Source organism: Wohlfahrtiimonas chitiniclastica, assembly GCF_002252325.1.
Taxonomy (GTDB): domain Bacteria; phylum Pseudomonadota; class Gammaproteobacteria; order Cardiobacteriales; family Wohlfahrtiimonadaceae; genus Wohlfahrtiimonas; species Wohlfahrtiimonas chitiniclastica.
In genome coordinates this window covers 671,232-696,361 of sequence record NZ_NEFL01000001.1, presented here as the reverse complement: position 1 = coordinate 696,361, position 25,130 = coordinate 671,232, and the positions used below count along the sequence as shown (strand labels likewise).

The window sequence follows — 25,130 nt, the reverse complement described above, 5'->3', positions numbered from 1 at the left end:
AAAATGTGAATTATTGTAAAATAGTTTGCGTTCAATAGAAAAGTGATGCAAATTATACGCTTTATTTACTGCATATAGAGGAAATATATGGAAGTCCTGCTGGACCCATCGATATGGGTTTCGCTCATCATTCTAATTGTTTTAGAAATTGTTTTAGGTATTGATAACTTAATCTTCATTGCAATACTGTCTAATAAACTTCCGCCTCGTCAAAGAAATCGTGCAAGAATCACCGGCTTAAGCTTAGCGCTCATCATGCGTATTGGTTTATTGTCCGTCATGACGTGGATGATCACCCTCACGCAACCGCTTTTTACCGATCCATTTTTTCAGCATCCTTTTTCCGTTCGGGACATTATTTTAGTCTTTGGCGGTTTCTTCCTATTGCAAAAAGCCACCCGCGAGCTTCATGAGCGCATAGAAGGCGGCATGATTGTGGAAGGTAAATCAAAAGGCTATGCGAAATTCTGGCCAATTGTTTTACAAATCATTGTTTTAGATGCCGTGTTCTCCTTTGATGCCGTCATTACAGCGACGAGCATTGCAAAACACCTTTGGGTGATGGTGGCAGCTGTGAGCATCTCGATGGGCTTGATGCTCTTTGCTGCTAAAGCATTGACGGACTTTGTCAATCGTCATCCCACCATTGTGGTGTTGTGTTTAAGCTTCCTATTGATGATTGGTTTAAGCCTTATTATGGAAGGCTTTGGCATTGAAGTGCCTAAAGGCTATATCTATGCTGCTATTGGTTTTTCTGTCTTTATTGAGCTCATCAATCAATTGATCAATCGCAATCTCTTAAAGCAAGAGAGCAAATATTCAAGGCGTGAACGCGCAGCGAATTTGGTGCTTAAAATGCTTGGCACAAATGATAAGCATGAAGAGAGCGAAGCTGAAGAAGAGGATGACAATCACTTAGATGAGCCTGAAATCTTCGGGCAAGATGAACGCAACATGGTGAGTGGCGTTTTAACTTTAGGTGATCGTATGATTCGCTCGATCATGACGCCGCGCAACAACATCTCTTGGATCAATATTCAAGATTCAAAAGAAGAAATCTTACGCCAAGTCAAAGAGATTCCCCACAACTATTTCCCGGTGTGTGATGGCCATTTAGATGAAGTCATTGGCGTTGTGCGCGCAAAAGACGTGATTGCTGATTTAATGACAACCGGTGAAATTGACCGTGAAAATACCATTAAACCTGCGATTTTCTCCCATCGTTCCACAACTGTATTGAAAATGATGGACATTTTCCGTCATACAAATGCGCACATGGTGATTGTGACGGATGATTTTGGCTCAGTGCATGGTGTGATTACGTTGTTAGACATCATCGAAGCGATTGCAGGAGAATTTCCCGATGAAGATGAAAAAGCATCGATTGAAGTGATCGGCGAAGATGAGTGGATCATGGCAGGTTCTTGTGATCTTCATTTAGTGGAGCAAACATTGAGTGTACGCGGCCTTGTGGATGAACAGGATGATTACAGCTCCCTTGGCGGTATGCTTGTGGACATTTTTGACAATGTGCCTGCCGTGGGCGATTCCCTTGAATTGCAAGGCTATCTCTTTACGGTCAAAGAAGTGGATGATCGCAGAATCCTCAATGTGCACGTGGTTAAACCGAAATTGGGGATCTTGTAGTATACTTAACCATTGATCTTTTATTTTTCCGTACAAGGTGAACACATGCAATCAAATGTGAATATGTTTCAACGCTTTTTATTCGAAAATTTGCCGATCCGTGGTGAGCGCGTCAAATTGACCAGCGCATGGCAAGAAATTTTAAAGCGCCGTGAATATCCTGCCATTGTGCAGCAATATTTGGGTGAATTGGTGGCAACCACAGCATTATTGAGCGCCACAATTAAGATTGAAGGCCGTTTGACGGTGCAAATTGAAGCCACCGGCGCATTGCAAATGTTGGTGGTGCAAATCACTCATGATGGCGGCTTTAGAGCAACGGCAACTTACCGTGATGATTTGCCTGAACATGCCACATTCAAAGAACTCACAGAAGGTGGCCGCGTTGTGATTACGGTGGAAAATGCCAACTCAAACAACAGCTATCAAGGTGTGATTCCATTGATTGATGAGAGCATTGCTGCAGCGATTGAACGCTACTTTGAAACCTCTGAGCAACTTCGCACCGCGCTATTTTTACGCAATACTGACAATGAATTAGGTGGTTTATTGCTGCAACGCATTCCGGGTGAAATGGAAGATGAAGATGCCTTTAACCGCATTTGTCATTTAGCCGGAACGGTGACGGCTGAAGAGCTCAATGAGTTAGATACACAAACATTGTTGTATCGCTTATATTCTGAAGATGATGTGCGCTTATTTGATGCAGAGCCATTGCATTTTTATTGCCAATGTTCGCGTGAGCGTTCAGAGAGCATGCTCAAGCAGTTGTCGAAAGAAGAAGTGGATGAAATTTTGGCAGAAGATGGTCATTTAAGTGTGACATGTGAATTTTGTGGTAAAACATACGATTTTACTGCAGACGATATGCAAGCGATCTAAACATGCCAAATTTGCCAAAAGAACATCAACGCATCTCCATTGCCATCACAGGCGCCTCAGGCGTGCAATACAGCCTTCGTTTAATTGAAGTGCTGCTTAAAGCCGATTATCCGTTAAATGTGGTGATCAGTAAGGCAGCTTTGCTCGTGTTTGCCATGGAGATGGATGTACAACTTGGCAATCAACCCCAAGTGCAAAAGGAACGTCTGCTTGCACTTGTGGGGGTGGATAAACCCGATTTATTGCGCATTTATGGTGTGGAAGATTGGAGTGCACCCATGGCATCGGGCTCAAATACCTCACGCGCAATGGTGATTGTACCAGCAACGACAGGCGCATTGAGTGCTGTGGCAACGGGGCAATCGAATAATCTCATTGAGCGTGCTGCCGATGTGATGCTCAAAGAGCGTAAGCCTTTAGTGATTGTGCTTCGAGAAACACCACTTAATGCCATTCACATTAAAAACATGCTCACATTGACAGAGGCGGGCGCGATTGTGATGCCAGCAAATCCGGGTTTTTATCATAGGCCAAAGAGTGTCGATGACATCATTGATTTCATGGTGGCCAGAATTTTAGATCAACTCAACATTGAACATGACCTCATGAATAAATGGGGCGATGATTCTTCAGTCAAATAAGGGTATACAGTGGGACAAGAGAAATATCAGGTACTGTTTTATGGTGAATTAAAAGCGGGGCACAGCCAAGAGATGGCCATGCGCGCATTAGCAGGGGCGTATCATAAGGAAGATGATTTCTTTGCCTCATGGTTTAACACTGATAAAACCATCATCAAACATGAAGCAACGCGTGAAGAGGCTGAATACATTCGGGATTATTTAGCAGGGCTTGGCTTAGTGGTGGTGATTGAGCCTGTAGCTGTGCTTGAGTCTGCTGAGCCGTTATCTGTCGCTGATCAACAAGCAAAAGAGACAGAAAAGCTGTTAGAAGAGGCATTTGAAGAGCTGCAAAAAACCATTAAAAATGTACAGCGTGAAAATGTCACCGTGGTTAAAGTTGCCCCTGCGTCAATGTTAAAACGTGCGGGCGCCTTCATTGTGGACATGATGATCTGCGTCATTTTATCAAACATCCTCCTTGAATTGGTGCTTGCGCCACTTGGCATCATCAACACATCGTTGTTATACGAATTATCAAATGCATTAAATGGTGCTGTGACACAAGAAGATGTACGCAATGTGGTCAATGGCTACATGGCCAATGAAAATTTTGCAGATTTAGTGATGAGCGTGATGTTTTTTGCCTTTGCCATTCAGGTATTGTACTTTGGGCTCATGGACAGTAAGTACCGAGCCACTTTTGGTAAACGTTTATTTAAAATCCGCGTCTATTCATTGATTGGCCCTGAAGTATTGTTGCGCCAAGCGATTTTGCGTCAAACATGCATCATCACCGCATTTTTCCTTTTGGTCTCTTTTTTGAGCACCATCGGTTTGTTGATTTTATTGGGCACATTCATCATGGGCTTTTATGACAAACGAGGCTTACATCAAACCATCTATGACCGCATCACAGCAACAATGGTGGGCATGGATCAAGGAAAAAACATCAATCCATAGTGCAATGGCCTTTTTTTTAGTATCATAAAGGCTTTGAACTCTCCCTTGATCAAGAATAAAACGCGTATAAGGAAGCAACCATGAGTGGATCAATCGGATCTTTATTGTTAATAATCATTGCTGTGGCAAGTGGTATCTATTGGTTTATCTTAAAAAGACAAAACGATGAAGAAGACAATGACCGCATTGAGCCACACATTGATCATCGTTTTTCTGAATTCAGTCAGCAAGCATTGCCAAAAGATGAAGGCGATGATGACACTGTGACAGAATCTGTACAAACAGCCGTGGTTGAAGCGACAGAAGTTGTGGCAGAGCCTGCACCAAAAGCGGCTGTACGCAGCGCACCAGTTGAACCAAAAGTTGAGCATGCTGAAAAGCGCGCCGCGGAACAATTGCCAGAAGATTCTGAAGATCTCGAAGATGAGCTTGAGGAAGATGATGAGCACGCAGAAGATCACGCCCCTAAAGTCAGCTTCTTTACCCGCATCAAAGAGATGTTTGCAGGCAGCAGCAATACAGAAGATGACCATAATGATGAGGCTCAACTGGCGCGCCCTGAAGCGGTGCGAACCGTTGCGCTCATTTTGCGTGCACCAGATGATCAGCCTTATTCCGGTTATGAAGTGTTAGAAACTGCCAAACAGCTTAAATTGATGGTGGGCACGGATGGCTTTTTACAGCAAATTGTCACCACGTATTTAGGCGATGAGCCCATGTACAGCATTGCGAACATGATTCATCCAGGCAGCTTTAACACGCCAGATATTTTAGAGGCTGAAATTCCAGGATTGCTCTTTTTTGCAAGCATTCCGGGGCCTGATCCACAAATGGATACGGTGGAAAACTTGATTCGTGCTGCTGCCTTCTTTGGGCAAAGCATTGGCGGCACGTTGCTTGATGAGCATCAGCGTCCGGTGGATGCTGAATATGTTCAAAATTTAGTGGCACAAGCGCGCGCAGAAGAGAAGAAAATCTGGGCCAAACACCGTTCACATCGTTAATGCTAGATGCATTGCGTGATCAAATGTTCTTAAAACTCGCTTTTTAAGGACATTTTTTTATCGAAAAAATTTAGGCAAAATTGCAAAGGAATCCCATGAGTGAGTCCATTGAAGCGCGCATGCGTGCACTCGTTGATGAAATTAATCGTCAAAATTACAATTACCATGTGCTTGATCAAATTGAATTGACTGATTCAGAGTTTGATGCATTGTTTCAGGAACTAAAGACTCTTGAAGGGCAATATCCTCAATACATTTTGCCCAACTCTCCCACTCAAAAAGTGGGCGGCACCATTTTAAAGGGCTTCACAGAAGTGATCCATGAGATGCCGATGCTCTCATTAGACAATGCTTTTAAAGAAGAAGATGTGGTGAAATTTGATGAGCGCATCCGCGAAAAACTCACGCGTGATGAAATGGCGCGTTTAAATTACTGGGCAGAGCCAAAGTTAGATGGTTTGGCCATCAGTATTTTGTATGAAAATGGCGTTTTGGTGCGCGCTGCAACCCGTGGCGATGGGGTGCGCGGTGAAGATGTCACGGAGAATGTGAAAACCATTCGTTGCATTCCCCTTGTTTTAAAGGGTGATTTTCCAAGCCGTTTAGAAGTGCGCGGTGAGGCATTTATGCGCCGTTCAGTCTTTGATTCATTGAATGCTGCCCGTTTAAAAAAGCATGAAAAACCCTTTGCCAATCCAAGAAATGCCGCAGCAGGCAGCATTCGCCAGTTAGATTCTAAAATTGCTGCGGAGCGCCAATTGAGTTTTTATGCTTACAGCATTGGCATCATTGAAAATAACCCGAAGCCTTTTTCAGCGCATTCTGAAGCCCTAGCAGGTTTAGCCTCGTATGGTTTACCGATTTGTCCATTGAATGAGCACGCTGCATCGGTTGCGGATTTATTGGCCTATCAAGCGAAAATTTTGGCATCGCGTGATCAATTGCCCTATGAAATTGATGGCGTGGTGTACAAAGTGGATCAATATGATTTACAAGAGAAATTAGGCTTTGTTTCCCGTGCGCCACGTTTTGCCATTGCTCACAAATTTGTGGCGATGGAAGCACGTACCACGGTGCTTGATGTGGATTTTCAAGTGGGTAGAACGGGTGTGATTACACCGGTGGCACGTTTAGAGCCTGTCAATGTCGCAGGCGTGATGGTGTCAAATGCCACGCTGCACAATGAAGATGAGATCAATCGTCTACAAGTGATGATTGGTGATGAAGTGATGATTCGCCGCGCGGGGGATGTGATTCCGCAGGTGATTCGCGTGGCGCTCGAGCACCGTGATGAGGAGAAAGTACGCGCCATTATATTTCCTAAAACGTGTCCTGTGTGTGATTCACCCGTGGAGCGCGTCGAAGGGGAAGCCGCCTTGCGTTGTACAGGCAGCTTTAGCTGTAAAGCACAGCGCATTGAGCGTTTAAAGCATTTTGTTTCCCGTAAAGCGATGGACATTGATGGCCTTGGGGAAAAGTGGCTAGAAATCTTTGTCAATGAAGGTTTGGTGGAAGATCCGGCGGATTTATACACCTTAACGAAAGCGCAATTGTTAGAACTGCCACGCATGGGGGAGAAATCGGCCGATAACGTGTTGGCAAGCATCGAAAAGAGCCGCACGCCACGCTTTGCACCTTTCATTTATGCTCTAGGCATTCGTGAAACAGGGGAAGCCACCGCGCGCGTATTGGCGAGCGAATATTCCTCCTTAGCAGCATTGCGCGCAGAAACGGCAGAGAATTTCCAAAAGATTGATGACATTGGCCCAGTCATGGCAAATCATTTGGTGGAGTTTTTCAAGCAACCCCAAAGCTGTGAATTGCTTGAGCGATTATTGACGCACATCACCATTGAATATCCCGTGATGGCACCTAAAGATGTCACGGAGTTGCCATTATTGGATCAAACATGGGTGGTGACGGGCACATTGCACCATTTTACCCGTGAGAGCATTAAAGAGCGTTTGTTGAGTTTAGGGGCAAAAGTGTCAGGTGCCATCTCAAAAAATACCACCGCATTATTGGCCGGTGAAAAAGCAGGCTCAAAGCTTGCCAAGGCTCAAGAGCTCGGCGTGATGGTGATGAGTGAAGATGAGTTTTTAGCACAGTATCCTGAGTGATGGAGATTTCGCCCATTGCCATCATTGATGGCTGTTATCCTGAGAAATTTGGCGTGCCTCGTCAGCCGCGTTTAGTCACCAGTGCCACCGCATGGGTGCGCTTGGTGCCGCCTTATCGTTCGATGGATTTTATCGACGGGTTATTGCAATTTAGCCACATTTGGTTGGTGTTTGGTTTTCATCAAAATGAATGGCAGGGGGATGCAAAGGTGCGTCCGCAACGATTGGGTGGCAATCAAAAAATGGGTGTATTGGCAACGCGCAGCCCTTATCGTCCAAATGGTTTGGGGCTATCGGCCGTTGAAATTGTGAAAATTGACGCAGATGAAGTTGCCATTGAGATCGCCGGGCACGATTTGATCAATGGCACACCCATTTATGACATCAAGCCCTACATACCCTTTACCGATGCCATTTTAACGGCGAGTACCACATTTGCACCGGCACCGCCTATGGTGTATGAAGTGAAAATTCATGATGACATTGCTGAAAAATTTGTGTCGTTACCTGTGGCAACACAAGATTTTATTAAAGATGTCATCAGCCAGAATCCGCGCCCTGTGTACCATAAAAATGAAGATCGTGTGTATGGCGTCAGTTTAGGGCAGTGGAATGTGCGCTTTCGATGGGTGGAAGATCATCCAGAGATTTGTGGCATTGAACCTTTATCTACACCATAAAAAAAGGCCCCATAAAGAGGCCAAACGCTTAGGACTTGAGTGAAATAAACTTTTAGTTGAAGGCTTTGGCCAATGCGTGGAATTTCTCGATTTGATCCGGGAAAATCACGCGGTTTTCATCACGGCCTAAAAAGATTTTAAACATGATGCGGCCTTTTAAGTCCGTCAATAACATGCTGTATGTGGCTGAGCCTCTAAATGGACGTTCGATAAAATAAATGGCGCCACAGTTATCAAACTTTAAATGGCCACTTAAACCTGATTCATGGCTGAGATTATAGTAACCGTGTGCCACTGAGCCTTCAGGAAATGGGCCTGAGAATTCAAAAATGGAGCCCGATGAATGGATAATGGTGGTGACTTTGCCCCATGTGGCCACTTCTTTCAGTAAGGTTTGAAAGTGTGCGCCGTCAATTTTTGTCCAAAAGTCTTCGGGTAAGCATTCGATCATTTGAGCTTCTGAGGCATTGTGTTCTTCAGCTAAGGATTCAAATAATACGCCAGGATTTTCGGCCAATTGTGCTTTAAGGGCGGTGATTTGTTCAGGGGTCATGAATCTTCCTTTGTGTTAAGAATATATGCAAGCGACCGAAAGGGGGTAGTGTGATAAAGAGGTTGTCATCAAACTATGTATCCATCAGCGAGGGGGAGCTTTAGGACAATCAACCATCAGGGAGCGGTGATGATTGAGATCGCTTGCATATATGTTCAGTTAAGCAGAGTGAGCTTGGCCGTGGCCGCGATTTTGCATTCTTTCATAGTCTGCTTCGCGCACGTGACCTTTGCCACCATTGCCTGTTAAGTGTTGGATGTTTTCAGGGTTTTGTGGATCTAAGCGGAACGCTTTACCAAAACCTGTCACCAATGTGCCTTTTGTGGGCGTTAAACGAAAGAGACGAAAATCGCCCATCTCTTTTAAAACATTGACGGTTTTGCCTGCACGCAAAGTCAATGCTTCAATGCCTTTGTCAAACTCAGGATGGTCGCGCTCGATTTCTGTGGCATTCACTTGATAGCTGACGCGCTTACGACCGTAGATGTTACGAGTTTTACTCTCATCATCAACAATCATAATGTTAAATGTAGGGTGATTTTTAACGTGTTGTGTATGGGCAGCGATGTCCGCAATGAAGATGTAATACGCACCATCGACATGTGCAAAAGGTGTGTAACTGGCATGCGGAATGTTGTCGCTGTCCATTGTCGCCATTAATAAGGTGAGGTTCTCATCATGTAAGCGATTGAGTTCAGGTGCGATTTGGGCAAACAATTCAGCGCCTTTGTTATCAATCACTTCTACGTTAAATTCATTGGATTGCATGTGTCAAGTTCCATGTTCATGTGGGTGGGAAAATTGATAAAATTGATTGTAGCAATAAAAATCTTATATGTGAATAGCAATCATTAATAAATAGTAATTATTCTCATATAAGATCATTTTTTACCCTTGTTTATTCAGTATAATTATTTGTTTTTTAAAGAGAAAAAATATTGTTAAAATGCTAAGAATTATCCAGGATAAAAACTAGAACTATTGACAAAATAGGGTAGAATGAATGTTTTTCTTTGTTTAATTAAATCAATTGGAAGAATGCCGTATGAAACCTGCGTATCATCATAGCGATGTTGAAAAGAGTGCCCAATCCTATTGGGACAATCACCAAACATTTAAAGTTGCCGACCATGTGGAAGGAAAAGAGAACTATTATTGTCTGTCCATGTTCCCATATCCATCTGGCAGACTGCACATGGGGCATGTTCGCAACTATACAATTGGCGATGTGATGAGCCGTTACATGAGCATGAAGGGTTATAATGTGCTTCAGCCTATGGGTTGGGATGCGTTTGGTATGCCTGCTGAAAATGCGGCGATTGACAATAAAGTCTCGCCATATGAATGGACGAAAAAGAACATTGACTACATGAAAAACCAATTGAAATTATTGGGTTTTGGTTTTGACTGGAGTCGTGAAATTACCACTTGTGAGCCTTCTTATTATGGTTGGGAACAATGGTTGTTCACTAAATTGTATGAAAAAGGCATCATTTATCGTAAAAACGGCATTGTGAACTGGGATCCGATTGATCAAACCGTATTGGCAAATGAGCAAGTGATCGATGGTAAAGGTTGGCGTTCAGGGGCAGACATTGAGCGCCGCGAAATTCCGATGTATTACTTTAGAATCACCGATTATGCTGAAGAGTTATTGGATGATTTAGAAACTCTGACTGATTGGCCGTTGCAAGTCAAAATCATGCAAAAAAACTGGATCGGTAAATCTCAAGGGATGGAAATTGGCTTCCCGTATGAAGATGGCGTGATGAAAGTCTTCACAACGCGCCCCGATACATTGATGGGCGTGAGCTATGTTGCCGTTGCGCCAGAGCATCCGATTGCCCAAAAAGCGGCACAAAACAATCCACAATTACAAGCCTTCATTGAAGAGTGTAAAAAAGGTGGCACCAACGAAGCGGACATTGCCACACAAGAGAAAAAAGGCATGGCCACGGGCGCATTTGTTCAGCATCCTATTACAGGCGAAGATTTACCGGTTTGGGTGGCGAACTATGTGATCATCACATACGGTGAAGGTGCGGTGATGGCGGTGCCTGCGCACGATGAACGTGACTTTGAATTTGCCACAAAATATGGTTTACCCATCAAACCTGTGATTGCAAACAATGCAGATGATCAAAGCTACAGCACATGGCATGCAGAATATGCAGAGCACGGCGCACTCATCAATTCAGGTGAGTTTGATGGTTTAACGTTTGATGATGCGATTGCGGCGATTGCCAAATGTTTAGAAGCAAAACAATTGGGTGAGATCAAAACGCAATATCGTTTACGTGACTGGGGGATTTCTCGGCAGCGTTATTGGGGTTGCCCAATTCCAATCATTCATTGTGAATGTTGTGGCGATGTGCCAGTGCCTGAGCAAGATTTACCGGTGGTGTTGCCCAATGATTTGATTCCGGATGGTTCTGGTAACCCATTGAATAAATTGGACAGTTTTGTCAATACAACGTGTCCAAAATGTGGTGCACCTGCCCGCCGTGAAACAGATACCATGGACACCTTTATGGATTCTTCTTGGTATTATGCGCGCTTTGCATCTTACGATTGCCAAACCGCGATGTTAGATGAACGTGCGGAAAAATGGTTGCCAGTGGATCAATACATCGGCGGTATTGAGCATGCAATTTTACATTTGTTGTATTCACGTTTCTTCCATAAATTGATGCGCGATGAAGGTTTGCTTGGCGATCCTGCAAAAGCACCAAAAGAGCCATTCAAAGCTTTATTGACGCAAGGCATGGTAATTTCACCTTCATTCTATCGTCATACGGCTTCTGGTTACACTTGGTACAACTTAGATGATGTGACGCCTGTGGTGGAAGATGGTCAAACCACTTACATCTTAAAAGCCGATGGCCAACCTGTGACGTTTGGCGGCGTACAAAAAATGAGTAAGTCGAAAAACAATGGTGTGGATCCTGAATCCATCATCAATGAATTTGGTGCAGATACTGCGCGCTTATTCATGATGTTCAGTGCACCGCCAGAGCAATCTTTAGAATGGTCAGTCTCTGGTGTAGAAGGGGCGCAGCGCTTCTTAAAACGCTTATGGACATTTGGCTACGAATGGCAAGATTCATTGGCTAAAGTGGTTGAATTTGCACCTTCGCACAAAGCATCTAAAGACATTCGTCGCGTGGTGCATGCTGAATTGAAAAAAGCATTGTTTGACTATGATCGTCATCAGTACAACACTGTGATTTCTGCATGTATGAAGATGTTAAATGCCCTTGGCGAGTTAGATGATTCAGAAGAAGCGATGTATGTGCGCAATGAAGGCTTCTCCATCATGCTTCGTTTGTTGTACCCGATTGTGCCGCACATTGTGCATGAGTTGTGGACGAACATTTATCACAGCAAAATTGAAGATCAAGCATTACCAACTGTGGATGAATCAGTATTGGTGTTAGATGAAATCAATTATGTTGTGCAAGTCAATGGTAAATTGCGCGGTGAGTTTGTGATTGCAGCCTCTGCACCGAAAGAAGAAGTGGAAGCAATGGCTTTAGCGAATGAAGCTGCTCAGCGCCATTTAGAAGGCTTAAACGTTCTAAAAGTGATCGTGGTGCCTAAAAAATTGGTGAACATTGTGGCAAAATAATGCCTTGATGTCACTCAATGGAGCGATCCACCTCAAAGTTTGAGGTGGATTTTTTTATGGCGCTGTATTTGTTAAATCCCGCACACTGCTGCGAATGCCGATTAACACAAATAATGCTGGCACAAATAAAAATGCGGTGAAAATAAAGAAGTTTTGCCAGCCATAATCTTCCACTGCAAAGCCTGAAAACGAGCCAAAGATGCGTAAAGCAAAGGCCGCTAGGGCACTTAACATGGCGTATTGTGTGGCAGAGTAGGATTGATTGCACAATAAACTCAAATACGTGATGAATACAGCACTTGCAAAGCCGCCAATGAAGTTTTCGAGTGAAATGGCCAATGTTAAAGACAATGAAGTGGGATGATGGAGAATCAATAAATACCCCAAATTGGTGAGCCCCATTAAAATCGCAGAGGCAACCAACGCTTGATATAAGCTGATGCGGCTGATGATTTGCGCGGATAATAGTGCACCAATCAATGTGGCAATGAGCCCGTATACCTTACTGATCAAGCCAATTTGTGCACCTGTGTATCCCATTTCATTATAAAAGGCTGAGATGAGAACGCCAGCAATGGCATCAGGCATTTTAAATAAAATGATGAACAGTAAAATCCATGCCGCTTGTGGGCGGCTGAGAAAATTCTGTAAAGGCACAATGATGTATTGTAAAACGGTTTCTAAGGCTGTACGCTGCGTTTGAATGGCATTGACGACGGTGGCTTGACTGGTCTCTTTAACAAAGAATAGCGTGATGAGCGTAATGATGCCAAAGAGGGTTGCAATCAGCATAAAAATCGTGTGCCAAGGAACGAAATCTGCGGCATATAAAACCGCCGCACCCATCAGCAGCATGGCAATGCGGTATGTCACTTGCGATAAGCCAGAGCCGTAAGATTGCTCTTGTGCTGTTAAATAATCAATGCGGTAAGCATCAATCACAATGTCTTGACTGGCTGAAGCACTGGCCAATAAAAAGATTAAGAGGGAGATGATGCCGATGTGTTCTTTAGGATTCACAAAGGCAAGGGCGATGAAAATGAGGGTCAATAGGGCTTGAAAAAGGACAATCCAGCTCTTTCTGCGGCCTAAATGTTTAAGTAGCCAAGGGCGTTTTTGATCCAGCCACGGCGCCCAGATGAATTTAAACACATAAGGCAAGCCCGTGAGGCTCATCAGCCCAATGCTTTTTTTGTCGATGCCATAGACGGAGAGCCAATAGGTCAAAGTCGACAGCGTCATCAAGATCGGCAAGCCTGATGCAAAGCTTAAAAATCCCACCGTTAAAATTTTAGAGGATAGATAGGGTTTGAGTCCTTGCATCAGTGCATTCATGCGTTATAGCCCCAATTTACGGTATTCATCTTGGAAAATACACATGCGAATGGCATTGCGATAGGCGCCGGCTGAGAAAAACTCATGGCGCAATGTACCCTCGATACTAAAACCCAATTTTGAGTAGATGTGAATGGCTTTTTCGTTCGCCTCATCCACTACTAAATAGAGCTTGTATAAATTGAGGGTGAAAAATGCGTAATCCATGGCCAATTTTGTGGCATGGCGCGCATAACCTTTGCCTTGATGTCCTGGGGCAATGATGATTTGAAATTCTGCGCGGCGATGGGTGTAGTCAATTTCCACCAATTCAACCAAGCCAATGCGTGACTCTTCATCGGCCAATTGTAAAATAAAGCGGCGCTCACTTTTGTCATGAATGTGCTTATCATACAGGTCAGAGAGCTCTAAAAATGATTCATAGGGCTCTTCAAACCAATAACGCATGATGGAGGCGTTATTGTCTAAATGATGGATGAAACGAAGGTCCTCTTTTTCTAAAGGACGAATGCGAAGATTGTTGCTCATACGGCTTCCTTAAAGTGAATTAGTAACGGCTCCATTTGCGTTTTTGGTTACGATAGCGCAATAGGCGCGGCAAAATGGAGGTGCCAAGGACAATGCCCGCAAATAAGATGCTCGCGCCTTTTAACCATTCATCGCTGCGTTTGTTTTCTTTGAGGGTAAAGTTTTCGCTTTTGAGTTGTTTTAATTCAAGGGCTTGTTGCATGTTGCGTTCGGTGAGCACTTGATTGTCATTGTCGATGTCCACGGCATTTTTATTGATCTGCTCTAAATAAGTGACGCGATTGGTTTGCACATCTAAGGCTTGCTCCAGTTTCTTTTGATTCTCTTTGAGGGCATTGATCAGATGATCTTTCTCTTCGGTCTCTTTTTGTAGGGCATTGATCTTTTTTTGTAGGGGTTCAAACTCTTCTTTGGCCATCTCCACAAATTCACGCGCGGCCGGTTCATCCATCACAAAGCTTTTATGAATCCATCCGCGGGATTTGTTGTCACCATAAATGACATCATAGTGCTGACGATTTTCCCCCACAATGGTGAGTTTTTCGCCGGCAGTGAGCATTTTAACAATGCGGCTGGTTTCATTAGCCGCAGAGCGAATAGGTGCTTGTAATTGATCCGTCACATATTTGACATTGTTTTGCGCATGGGCAGATGTCAACAGAAGGGTGAGGGATAATAAGGGGATGAGAGATTGACGTAGCTGCATTCTATTCCTTAATGTTCGTGACCTAAAGGAAAGGCATTATAAACATAAATGAGGGAGATTGCAGCATGTATTGTCAGGGCGACTCAAGATGGTGGGCCTTGTTGGACTTGAACCAACGACCACTCGATTATGAGTCGAGCGCTCTAACCAACTGAGCTAAAGGCCCAAGAGATATGGTAGGCATAAATGGATTCGAACCATCGACCCCCACCATGTCAAGGTGGTGCTCTAACCAACTGAGCTATATGCCTATGAGTAAATAGGGGTGTGATTATATCGGTTACTTTTCAAAGTAGCAAGCTTTTAAATCGCACATTAATTAGCCATATCTGTTAGTTCATTGAATCTCTAGCATAATTTTGCCAATATGCTCGCTCGATTCCATTAAATCATGGGCTTTTCCGGCTTCTTCTAATGGGAAAACGGCATGAATGACGGGTTTAAATTCACCGTTTGCCACCAGTGGCATCACTTTTTCTTTTAATGCCTCGGTGATCGCTGATTTAAAAGGAATGTCGCGGGCACGCAATTGACTGCCCGTTAAAGTTAAACGTTTACCCATGATTTTGAGTAAATTACATTCAACCTTAAAGCCCTTCATGGCATTGATGTAGACCAAACGTCCTTCAACATTGAGCACATTGAGGTTTTTATTAAAGTAATCACCGCCAATGATGTCAAGCATCACATCCACATGATTGAAGACAGCTTCAAAATCTTCCGTTTTATAATTCACAGCTTTTGCACCTAAAGATTCACAAAAGGCTTTTTTAGCATCACTGCCCACAGTTGTGAAGACATCTTTGGCACCAAATAAACGCGCCAATTGAATGGCGGTGATGCCAATGCCGCTGGTGCCGCCGTGTACCATAAAGGTTTCACCGGCTTTAAGTTGTCCGCGGTCAAACACATTGCTCCACACGGTGTATAACGTTTCTGGTAAAGAGGCCGCCTCAATGAAAGAGAGATTATCTGGTTTACGGATGCACATCACGCTTGGCGCTGTGACATATTCAGCATAGCCGCCACCTGTCAATAAGGTAAACACAGCATCGCCCACTTGCCAATCGGTGACATTGCTGCCCACCGCTTCAATGATGCCAGAGACTTCTAAGCCCAAAATGTCTGCAATGATGCCTTCAGGAACAGGATAATTGCCCTTGCGCTGACTGACATCTAAACGGTTAATGCCGGCAGCTTTCACTTTAATCAACACTTCATCGGCTTTGACATCGGGGATGGGGCGCGATTCGATTTTAAGGACTGAAGAGTCACCAAATTCTGTAATCACCATTGCTTTCATGGGCTGTCTCCTTAGGGTTATTGTGTCATTATGATGCCAACCAATTCGGGGTGGCGTTTTCGGTCTTTTGATCCTCTTTGACGGTGAAGTTCACAAAGTCAAAGAGCTCTGTGTCAGCAAGTTGAGAAGGGCGCACATTTTTAATGGCGCGGAAAATGTTCTCAATGCGTCCGGGATATTTCTCCTCCCACTCTTGTAGCATCATTTTGGTGGTTTGTCTTTGTAAACCATCTTGTGAGCCACATAAATTGCACGGAATGATAGGGAATTCTTTGATGTCTGCATATTTCTGTAAATCACTTTCCGCACAATACGCCAATGGACGAATGAGGATGTTGTCCCCATCATCGCTTTGTAATTTTGGTGGCATCGCTTTAAGTGTCGAGCCAAAGAACATGTTCATGAACAAAGTTTCCACAATGTCATCACGGTGATGGCCAAGGGCAATTTTATTAAAGCCATTTTCTTTGGCATAACGGTATAAAATCCCACGACGAAGGCGTGAGCAGAGGCTACATGTGGTTTTGCCTTCTGGCACCAACTCTTTAACCACTGAATAAGTATCTTGCGTGATGATGTCAAAGGGCACGCCAAGGGCACTTAAATACTCTGGCAATACATGATCAGGAAAGCCCGGCTGCTTTTGATCTAAATTCACCGCAAAGACTTCAAAATTCACAGGTGCTTTCTCTTTAAGTTTTAAGAGGAGATCAAGCATCGCATACGAGTCCTTGCCCCCAGATAAGCACACCATGATGCGATCGCCATCTTCGATCATCTGATAATCCATAATGGCGGTGCCCACTAAGCGGCGTAAACGTTTTTCTAATTTTTTCTGTGAAACCGGAACTGATTGAGTCATGATCTACCTAAAACAACAAAGGATTAAAAGCCAATAAATGAAGCATTCTACCATTTTTTGGGTCATAAGATTATAATGGATCTTTCTTTTGCTGAATATTCCTATCGATGCTAACTGATCATGAATTGCTGCGCTATTCGCGCCACATCCTGTTGTCTGAAATTGATTTAGAGGGGCAACTTGCCATCAAGTCTGCAAAAATATTAGTGATCGGTTGTGGTGGCTTAGGCAATGCGGTGATTCCGTTATTAGTGGCGGCGGGCGTTGGGCATTTGACCATTGTGGATCACGATGTGGTGGACCTTTCAAATTTGCAGCGCCAAATTCATTTCACAACAGCAGATTTAAACCATTCAAAAGCTCATGCATTAAAAGCGCACATGCAGGCACTGAACCCTGAAGTGCGGATAGATGCCATCGCACAAAAGGCGGATGATGCACTGTTAATGACGCTCGCTAAAGATGTGGACATGATCATCGATTGCACGGACAATTTCACCATTCGCCAAGCGAACAATCGCATTGCGCATCATTATCGCATTCCACTCATCTCAGGTTCTGCAGTGCGCATGGAAGGGCAATTGGCGGTGTATGATTTTAGATCGCCCGAAAGTGGTTGTTATCACTGCCTATTTGACGGTGCCCACAGCGATGATGGCAATTGTGCACTCCTTGGGGTATTTGCCCCCATTTTACAGATCATTGGCGCGATGCAAGCGCAAGAGGCTTTAAAGATTCTTGTGGGGATGCCTGTGATGATCAATCGTTTGCGTGTTTACAATGGGGCAACGTGTGAATGGCAAACCTTCAAATTCAGCAAAAATCCCACCTGTCCCATCTGTTCATCGAACGAGGAAAAGTATGAATAAAAAAATTATCTATTTAGATTATGCGGCAACAACACCGCCCGCACCTGAGGTGGTTGAACAGATGACCTTAGGATTGTCTCAAATCTGGGGCAATGCAAGCAGTGAGCACATTTTAGGTCATGCTGCCCATCGTCATATTGATGAGGCTTTGTCTGTGGTGGCAAAATTTCTCAATGTTGAACAAAGCACCTTAACCTTAACCAGTGGCGCCACAGAGTCCATTAACCTGGCATTAAAAGGTGTGATGCGTGCGCAGCGTAAAAAGCACATCATTGCCATCACAACGGAGCACAAAGCCACGTTAAACACGGTGCAAGCGTTGGTGAAAGAGGGCTATCAAGCGACATTTCTCGCCCCAAATGAAGCTGGACAAATCACCAAAGAGATGGTGGAAGCGGCCATTCATGAGGAAACTGCCATCATCACATCTTTATGGGTGAACAATGAAACGGGCGAGATTTATGACATTGAGGGCTTTAGCGAAGTGGCGCGCCGTCATAAAGTGTTATTGCATGTAGATGCCACGCAAGCGATGCCGCACTTTAAACCGGATTTTTCTTGGGTGGATTTGGCAAGCTTTACAGCCCATAAGATTTATGGGCCAAAAGGTATTGGCGTATTGTATCAGCGGGATTTTCCTAAAATTCCGATGGTGGCGGTGATCGATGGCGCAAAAACAGAGCTTGGGCATCATGTGGGTACGTTGGCGAATCATCAAATCATGGGATTAGCGCGCGCGGTGCAGTTATTGCCGGGTCATTATGCCACAGAACATCAACACAGTGAGCAGCGCTTAGCGGCATTGCTTGATCATCTTGCGCCGTATGGCGTGACGCGTAATGGCAAGGAAGCGAAATTAACGCCAGCCATCATCAATTTACATGTGCCGAATATTTATGGGGAAACGTTGATGGCGGCAGTGTCTCAGCTCTGTTTTTCGAGGGGGTCGGCATGCAATAGCGATGAAACCTTGCCATCACATGTCCTCACAGAGCTAGGTTATGACACAAAGCATGCCCGAGAAAGTGTGCGCATCAGTTTAGGTCGTTATCTTTTGGCCTTTGATTTTCAGCGTGCGCTCAATGATCTTGGTACAGCCATTGCCCAGCTTCAGCACATTGCTAGGGGCGAGCGCTGTGCGACTGTGTTGCCTGTGGTGCATCAAAAGGGCAGTGACATTCATCTAAAACTTCTGCACCCGCAGGATTTTACCCCTACGCATTCTTTTGATTTAGATCGCAATGATGTGGTGATCGGGTTAGACTTAAAGCATGATGGTTCAAAGGTGACGCATCTATCCATTAAATTACAAGCCACGCCATTTATTTTATGGTTCATGAATGAAGCGGCGGCCCATTTGCGTGGCAATGATGTGAGTGCATGGGAAAACTTTAGAATGACAGATGTGATGGAAACAAAAAACGCCCCTCAAAATGAGTTGCGTTTGGTGATGGTCATTGAAACATTCATCCGCGAGAGCGGACAAAGTTTAAGCGCTTAACGGTTTTCGTTTTGGTGCTTTTTCTCACTGTGATAGGCGAGCAATAGGTAATCGATCATCGAGTAGAGCGTTAATGCCGATGCGATGATCAAACCAATCTCGCCAATGAGAAAGATCGGTAAGCCAATGAAGTCAGATTCAAACAATAAGCAGCCGATCGCACCCATTTGAAAGGTGGTTTTCCATTTGCCAATCCATGAGACTGCCACAGAATTGCGGCGCCCTAAAGATGCCATCCATTCACGCAGTGCGCTGATGGTAATTTCACGGCAAATGATGACGATCGTACATAAGGTGATGATGGCAGAGTGTGGCTGACTCACAGCGATGATCACTAAAGCCACAGCCACCACCAATTTATCTGCCACAGGATCTAAAAACGCACCAAAAGGGGAGGAAACTTTGAGTTTTCTCGCCAAGTAGCCATCAAAATAATCGGTAATGCCCGCAAGCGCAAAGAGCGAGCAGAGCAAAATATTCTTCAATGGCACATGGTAAACCATGGTGTCAATCTTCAAAAAGTAGACCAACACCAACACCGGAATGACAAAAATTCTAAAAAGTGTCAATAAATTTGGAAGATTCATCATGTCAGTGTCCTTTGGTGGTTTATCAATGACTGTATTATCGCGCTAATGGGCAGTTTGTAAATAGGAGAGCCATCTTTTCTCGCATTTTTTGAAAATGAAGACGAGTAAGAAGGTGATCAATAAGTACAAACAGGCGGCGATTAAATACGGTGTAAAGTCATAAAAGGTGGCGCGCTGCATTTTGCGGGCAACCCCTAAAATGTCTAAGTTCACAAGTGCGATCACAAAGACTTGAGCGGTACCATGGAGCATGAAGATCACTTCATTACTATAAGCAGGCAGCGCACGGCGAAAGCCCGATGGGAAAATGATGCGGTAAAAGATTTGCCATTGGCTCATGCCCATGGCAATGGCCGCTTCAATCTCACCTTTGGCGGTGTTTCTAAATGAACCTTTAAAAATCTCTATGGTGTAAGCACATGTGTTTAAGCTAAAGGCGATGATCGCACACCAATACGGCTGCTTCACAATGTTCCAAAGCCAAGGGATTTGGCGCAATTCAGCGGAAAATTGCCCTAAACCATAATAGAGTAGGTAAATTTGCACCAAGAGCGGCGTGCCACGAAAGAAGTAGCTAAACGCCGAAACGGGCGCAGAAAAGAGCGGGTTTCTTGATAAAGCTGCAAAGGCTAACGGCAAGGCAAAGGCTAAACCAATAAAGGAAGAAATGAAGGTGAGCTGCAATGTCACCCATACGCCATTGGCAAAGAGTGGCGTGTATTCGGCCCATAAATTATTCATAAAATGCTCCTCGTACGACGCCTTTTGAGAAGCGTTTTTCTAACCATTTCACCACAATGATGGACACTGTCGTTAACAGTAAATAACCAATGGCAACAGTGATCAAAAAGGTGAAGGGCGCGCGAGTCGATTGTCCACTTTTGACCGCAATCGCCAAAAAGTCTTGCAAGTTGATTAAAGAGACCAATGCGGTGGCTTTTAATAAAACGAGCCAGTTGTTATTCAAGCCAGGAAGTGCAAAGCGCATCGCCTGGGGAATCACAATTTTAAAATATACACGGGCAGGGGACATGCCAAGGGCAAGGGCAGACTCTTTTTGACCCTTAGGCACGGCTAATAAAGCCCCGCGGAAACTTTCCGCCATAAAGGCGCCAAACATAAAGCCAATGGTGATGACACCTGCCACAAATGGATTGATGTGATAGATCTCAAGCCCCATGGCCTCCATGGTTTTGTTCAGCAGGGTTTGCATCCCGTAGTAGAACAAAAAGATGAGCACAATGTCTGGAATGCCGCGAATGATGGTGGTGTACGCGGTCACCGTGCCGCGCACAAATCTAGATTCACTAAAAGAGCCTAACGCCGCGAAGGTGCCCAAAACAATGGCCACCATCAACGAGCATAACCCCAGTTCAATTGTGAGCATAAAGCCATCCCACAATATGTTTTTATAGAGCAGCACTAAATCGAACTGCTCTGCAACTGCATTAAAAAATGACATGGGTTACTTTCCGAAGCTGTCTTTTAAAGTTACAACACGATTGAAGACTAAGCCATCTTCTTTGCGATCACGGGCGAAGTAACCTTCACGCTCAAATTGATACGCCACTTCAGCAGGGGCATCTAGCAAAGCAGGTTCCACTTTCGCCTGTTTGATGATGAGGGAATCAGGATTGACGTAGTCAAAAATTTCACCCTCTTCACGATCAGGATGAGGCACAGTGAATAAACGCTCATAGCAATTGACTTGTGCATCCACGGCATCTTTTGCCGCAACCCAGTGAATCACGCCTTTTGCTTTGATGCCTTCTGCATTTTTGCCTAAAGTATCAGGCACGATTTCTGCAATCACTTCTGTGATGTTGCCATCATTGTCCGCTTTATAATCCGTTGCTTTGATGATGTAAGCACCGCGTAAACGCACGTAATTGCCTAAGATTAAGCGCTTGAATTTTTTATCTTCTGTGCTTAATACAAAGTCATTGCGATCAATGTAGAGTGCTTTTGCAAAGGGTACAATGCGTTTGCCAGCATCTTCATTTTTTGGATGATTTGGCAATTCTAATTCAACGCGCTCATCAAAGTTTGTGAGGGTCACTAAAATTGGATCAAGCACTGCCATGCGGCGAGACGCTTTATCATCTAACACATCGCGCATGCATTGATCAAATTGCTCCATTTCGATGGAGTTTTCTGATTTTGTCACGCCAATGCGTTCACAGAATAAATGCAACGCTTCAGGTGGGCAACCACGGCGGCGCAAGCCTGAAATGGTGGGCATGCGTGGATCATCCCAACCTGTGACTGTGCCAGAGGTCACCAATTGCGTTAATTTACGCTTAGAGGTGATGGCGTATTGTAAGCTTAAGCGAGAGAATTCATATTGATGCGGTTTTTGTTCAATGCCGCAATGCTCAACGCACCAATCATACAATGGGCGGTGATCTTCAAATTCTAAGGTACAAATGGAATGTGTGATGCCTTCAAATGCATCACCTAAGGCATGCGCAAAGTCATACATTGGGTAAATGCACCATTCATTCCCCGTTTGATGGTGTTCAACGTGACGAATGCGATAAAGGGCAGGATCACGTAAGTTCATGTTTGGGGATGCCATGTCGATTTTTGCACGCAGGATTTTTTCACCATCGCCAAATTCGCCATTTTTCATGCGTTCAAACAGTGCTAAGTTCTCTTCAATTGAGCGCGCACGATATGGGGAGTTTTGACCGGCTTCTGTTAAAGAGCCACGCATCGCACGGATCTCTTCTGCGGTGGAATCATCAACATACGCTAAGCCTTTTTTGATCAACAACACAGCGCATTCATAAAAACGTTGGAAATAGTCAGAGGCATAGCACTCTTCATTCCACTCAAAACCTAACCACTCAACGTCAGCTTTGATGGCAGAAACGAATTCTTGTTCTTCTTTGCATGGATTCGTATCGTCAAAGCGTAAGTTACATTTGCCCTGATAATCTCTTGCGATACCAAAGTTTAAGCAGATGGACTTAGCGTGCCCAATGTGCAGATAACCATTCGGTTCGGGTGGGAAGCGAGTGTGGACATCTGATGGGCTTTTGTACTTACCTGTACTTAAGTCATTGTCAATAATTTGACGAATAAAGTTGGTACGAATCACTTCTTCTGACATGGTATCCCTTTGTAGATAAAACTTATCGATAAACTACGGAATTCTAGCATGATCAAAGCCTTTTGACGAGTGCCGAATCATATCTTCAATGGGATCTGATACTTAACATCGATTGCCTAAATGACCCGCATAAAAAAGCAGCCCGAAGGCTGCTCATTGAATCAAGATGAATGATCTATTTTTTCTTAGCAGGGGGAAGATCGGTACAGGCACCTTCCGCCACTTCTGCCGCCATGCCCACAGACTCAATTAAAGTCGGATGTGGGTGAATGGTGTGGGCGATGTCTGTCACATCTGCACACATTTCAACCGCTAAGGCAATTTCACCAATTAAGTCACCGGCATTGATCCCCACAACAGCACCCCCTAAAATGGTTTTGCTTTCAGGATCAAAGATGAGCTTCGTCATGCCTTCTTCGCGTGAGCTGGCCAACGCTTTACCGCTTGCACTCCATGGGAAGACAGCTTTTTCATACGCAATGCCTTGTGCTTTTGCTTCCGTTTCCGTCAAGCCCGCCCATGAAATTTCAGGGTCTGTGTATGCCACAGATGGGATTTGTTTGATGTCAAAGAAGCGCTTGTGACCGGCGCACACTTCAGCAGCCACATGGGCTTCATGCACCGCTTTATGGGCAAGCATTGGCTGACCGACAATGTCACCGATGGCAAAAATATTGCCAACATTGGTGCGCATTTGCTTATCAACATTAATAAAGCCGCGGTCTGTCACATTCACGCCAGCATTTTCAGCATTGAGCGTCAAACCATTCGGTGCACGGCCAATGGCGACGAGCACATAGTCATACACTTGTGGTTCGCTTGGGGCATTGTCACCTTCAAAGCTCACTTTAATGCCTTCTGGTAATGCTTCTGCGCCCACCACTTTGGTTTTGAACATGGTTTTCGTGAAACGATCTTTGTTATATTTTTCAAAGATCTTCGTTAAATCACGATCCGCCCCTGGAATGAAGCCTTCAGTAAATTCAACGATTTCCACATTCGCGCCAAGGTTAGAGTAAACCGTTGCCATCTCTAAACCAATGATGCCGCCGCCAATCACCAACATGCGTTTAGGGATTTCGCGAAGCTCTAAAGCACCGGTTGAATCAATGATGCGTGGATCTTCTGGCATAAATGGTAAATGAATGGCGCGTGAACCTGCGGCAATGATCGCTTTATCAAAAGATAAAGTGCGCTCGCCGCCTTCACTCAATTGAATGGTTAAATGGTGATCATCTTTAAACGTTGCCACGCCTTGAATCACGTCCACTTTACGCATTTTTGCCATCGCTGCTAAGCCGCCCGTTAATTTACTCACCACAGAGGATTTGTAATTGCGAATTTCATCCAATTCAATGCGCGGTGCATCAAAGTAGATGCCGGCATGTTTTAAATGCTTTTCTGCCTCTTCTTTTGCTTTAACCACATGTAAGAGCGCTTTTGATGGGATACAACCCACGTTCAAACACACGCCGCCAAGGGTGGAATAACGTTCGATCAATGCCACTTTCAAGCCAAGATCTGCCGCTCTAAAGGCTGCAGAATAACCGCCAGGACCTGCACCAATGACCACCACATCGCAATCTACATTGCTTGGGGCTGCCGTTGCTGCGGCAGGTTCAACGATGGTTTCGGCCTTAGGTTCAGCTTTCGGTGCCGCTTGTGCTGTTGTTGGCGCAGCGCCCACTTGAGCTCTGGCAATCACCACGCCTTCTTTAACTTGATCACCGACTTTGATCAACACTTCTGTGATGGTGCCATCAATTTCAGAAGGCACATCCATCGAGGCTTTATCAGACTCTAACGTCACTAAGTTTTGATCTTTGTGAATGGCATCCCCTACGTTAATGGCCACATCAATCACATCGACAGCTTCAAAGTTACCGATGTTAGGAATGATGATGTCAATCACATTTGTTGAAGTGCTTGGTGCAGCTTCAGGTGCGGCAGATGCTGCAGTGTCTTGAGCTTTTGGTGCATCTTCAGAAGAGGCCGGCTCAATCATTGCAATGGTGTCACCTTCTTTGACTTGATCGCCCACTTTCACGAGGATTTCAGTGATTTTACCGGCTTGATCCGAAGGCACATCCATCGAGGCTTTATCAGACTCTAAGGTCAAAAGGTTTTGATCAACGCTGACAACGTCACCGACGTTCACAAGAACGTCAATGACATCAACGGCGTCAAAATTACCAATGTTGGGAATTTTTATTTCAATCGCCAT

Annotated in this window: 22 protein-coding genes and 2 tRNA genes; 10 read left to right on the top strand and 14 right to left on the bottom strand. The window is 44.6% G+C overall.

The annotated features are described in order from the left end of the window. The first annotated feature begins 87 nt into the window (after positions 1-87). The 7 genes from B9T10_RS03240 (at position 88) to tsaA (ending at position 7,916) form a co-directional block, all read left to right on the top strand. Entirely contained in the window at positions 88-1,647 is a 1,560-nt protein-coding gene (locus B9T10_RS03240; protein ID WP_008315045.1) for a TerC family protein, read from the top strand. A 45-nt stretch (positions 1,648-1,692) separates the two neighbouring features. After that, complete coding sequence (gene hslO / locus B9T10_RS03235; protein WP_063455041.1) at positions 1,693-2,529, top strand: Hsp33 family molecular chaperone HslO; 837 nt, start codon at positions 1,693-1,695, stop codon at positions 2,527-2,529. Positions 2,530-2,531: 2 nt separating this feature from the next. Then, entirely contained in the window at positions 2,532-3,170 is a 639-nt protein-coding gene (locus B9T10_RS03230; protein WP_008315042.1) for a UbiX family flavin prenyltransferase, read from the top strand. A 9-nt stretch (positions 3,171-3,179) separates the two neighbouring features. Then, on the top strand, positions 3,180-4,112 hold the full coding sequence (locus B9T10_RS03225; RefSeq protein WP_094537780.1) for an RDD family protein: 933 nt from the start codon (positions 3,180-3,182) through the stop codon (positions 4,110-4,112). Positions 4,113-4,192: 80 nt separating this feature from the next. After that, positions 4,193-5,116 (top strand): cell division protein ZipA C-terminal FtsZ-binding domain-containing protein, encoded by a 924-nt coding sequence (locus tag B9T10_RS03220; RefSeq protein ID WP_094537779.1) that lies wholly within the window; start codon positions 4,193-4,195, stop codon positions 5,114-5,116. A 95-nt stretch (positions 5,117-5,211) separates the two neighbouring features. Continuing rightward, entirely contained in the window at positions 5,212-7,236 is a 2,025-nt protein-coding gene (gene ligA / locus B9T10_RS03215; RefSeq protein WP_094537778.1) for an NAD-dependent DNA ligase LigA, read from the top strand. Then, positions 7,236-7,916, top strand: coding sequence for a tRNA (N6-threonylcarbamoyladenosine(37)-N6)-methyltransferase TrmO (gene tsaA, locus B9T10_RS03210; RefSeq protein ID WP_094537777.1), 681 nt, complete (start codon positions 7,236-7,238; stop codon positions 7,914-7,916). Before ligA ends, tsaA begins: the two co-directional genes overlap by 1 nt. A 52-nt stretch (positions 7,917-7,968) precedes the next feature. Here the strand turns inward: tsaA and hutX are convergent, their stop codons facing one another. Both hutX and B9T10_RS03200 read right to left on the bottom strand, forming a co-directional pair. Then, a complete protein-coding gene (gene hutX, locus B9T10_RS03205; protein WP_008315035.1) occupies positions 7,969-8,469 on the bottom strand; it encodes a heme utilization cystosolic carrier protein HutX in 501 nt (166 codons plus the stop codon). 159 nt (positions 8,470-8,628) lie between these two features. Beyond that, complete coding sequence (locus B9T10_RS03200) at positions 8,629-9,237, bottom strand: HugZ family pyridoxamine 5'-phosphate oxidase (RefSeq protein WP_008315033.1); 609 nt, start codon at positions 9,235-9,237, stop codon at positions 8,629-8,631. Between the two features lie 277 nt (positions 9,238-9,514). Here B9T10_RS03200 and leuS point away from each other — a divergent pair, with 277 nt between their 5' ends. Continuing rightward, positions 9,515-12,097, top strand: coding sequence for a leucine--tRNA ligase (gene leuS, locus B9T10_RS03195; protein ID WP_094537776.1), 2,583 nt, complete (start codon positions 9,515-9,517; stop codon positions 12,095-12,097). Between the two features lie 54 nt (positions 12,098-12,151). On the opposite strand, the gene B9T10_RS03190 is transcribed toward leuS, so the two are convergent. The 7 genes from B9T10_RS03190 to ttcA all read right to left on the bottom strand — a co-directional run bounded on the left by B9T10_RS03190 (position 12,152) and on the right by ttcA (position 16,831). Next, complete coding sequence (locus B9T10_RS03190) at positions 12,152-13,432, bottom strand: AmpG family muropeptide MFS transporter (RefSeq protein WP_094537775.1); 1,281 nt, start codon at positions 13,430-13,432, stop codon at positions 12,152-12,154. Positions 13,433-13,435: 3 nt separating this feature from the next. Beyond that, positions 13,436-13,960 carry a spermidine N1-acetyltransferase gene (gene speG, locus B9T10_RS03185; protein ID WP_008315028.1) on the bottom strand — a complete coding sequence of 175 codons (525 nt, stop codon included), beginning with the start codon at positions 13,958-13,960 and terminating at the stop codon, positions 13,436-13,438. Between the two features lie 19 nt (positions 13,961-13,979). Next, positions 13,980-14,666 carry a TIGR04211 family SH3 domain-containing protein gene (locus B9T10_RS03180; RefSeq protein WP_008315026.1) on the bottom strand — a complete coding sequence of 229 codons (687 nt, stop codon included), beginning with the start codon at positions 14,664-14,666 and terminating at the stop codon, positions 13,980-13,982. A gap of 89 nt (positions 14,667-14,755) precedes the next feature. Beyond that, positions 14,756-14,832 (bottom strand) — tRNA-Ile (locus B9T10_RS03175). A gap of 8 nt (positions 14,833-14,840) precedes the next feature. After that, positions 14,841-14,917, bottom strand: a tRNA-Val gene (locus tag B9T10_RS03170). Between the two features lie 86 nt (positions 14,918-15,003). Continuing rightward, a complete protein-coding gene (locus B9T10_RS03165; protein ID WP_008315025.1) occupies positions 15,004-15,969 on the bottom strand; it encodes an NAD(P)H-quinone oxidoreductase in 966 nt (321 codons plus the stop codon). Between the two features lie 28 nt (positions 15,970-15,997). Continuing rightward, entirely contained in the window at positions 15,998-16,831 is an 834-nt protein-coding gene (ttcA, locus tag B9T10_RS03160) for a tRNA 2-thiocytidine(32) synthetase TtcA (protein ID WP_008315023.1), read from the bottom strand. A gap of 107 nt (positions 16,832-16,938) precedes the next feature. On the opposite strand from ttcA, the gene B9T10_RS03155 reads away from it, so the two are divergent. After that, positions 16,939-17,700 (top strand): HesA/MoeB/ThiF family protein, encoded by a 762-nt coding sequence (locus tag B9T10_RS03155; RefSeq protein WP_094537774.1) that lies wholly within the window; start codon positions 16,939-16,941, stop codon positions 17,698-17,700. Then, complete coding sequence (locus B9T10_RS03150) at positions 17,693-19,201, top strand: cysteine desulfurase family protein (RefSeq protein ID WP_094537773.1); 1,509 nt, start codon at positions 17,693-17,695, stop codon at positions 19,199-19,201. Before B9T10_RS03155 ends, B9T10_RS03150 begins: the two co-directional genes overlap by 8 nt. Here the strand turns inward: B9T10_RS03150 and pgsA are convergent. The 5 genes from pgsA to lpdA form a co-directional block, all read right to left on the bottom strand. Next, a complete protein-coding gene (gene pgsA, locus B9T10_RS03145; protein WP_008315018.1) occupies positions 19,198-19,791 on the bottom strand; it encodes a CDP-diacylglycerol--glycerol-3-phosphate 3-phosphatidyltransferase in 594 nt (197 codons plus the stop codon). The two genes, B9T10_RS03150 and pgsA, sit on opposite strands and share 4 nt — an antisense overlap. A gap of 42 nt (positions 19,792-19,833) precedes the next feature. Further along, positions 19,834-20,532 (bottom strand): ABC transporter permease, encoded by a 699-nt coding sequence (locus tag B9T10_RS03140; protein ID WP_008315016.1) that lies wholly within the window; start codon positions 20,530-20,532, stop codon positions 19,834-19,836. Further along, positions 20,525-21,253, bottom strand: a complete 729-nt coding sequence (locus B9T10_RS03135; RefSeq protein WP_008315014.1) for an ABC transporter permease — start codon at positions 21,251-21,253, stop codon at positions 20,525-20,527. Before B9T10_RS03135 ends, B9T10_RS03140 begins: the two co-directional genes overlap by 8 nt. Positions 21,254-21,256: 3 nt before the next feature. Beyond that, complete coding sequence (locus B9T10_RS03130; protein WP_094491282.1) at positions 21,257-22,906, bottom strand: glutamine--tRNA ligase/YqeY domain fusion protein; 1,650 nt, start codon at positions 22,904-22,906, stop codon at positions 21,257-21,259. Positions 22,907-23,081: 175 nt separating this feature from the next. Beyond that, the gene (lpdA, locus tag B9T10_RS03125; protein WP_094537772.1) at positions 23,082-25,130 is read right to left on the bottom strand and encodes a dihydrolipoyl dehydrogenase; all 2,049 of its coding nucleotides are present in this window, start codon (positions 25,128-25,130) and stop codon (positions 23,082-23,084) included.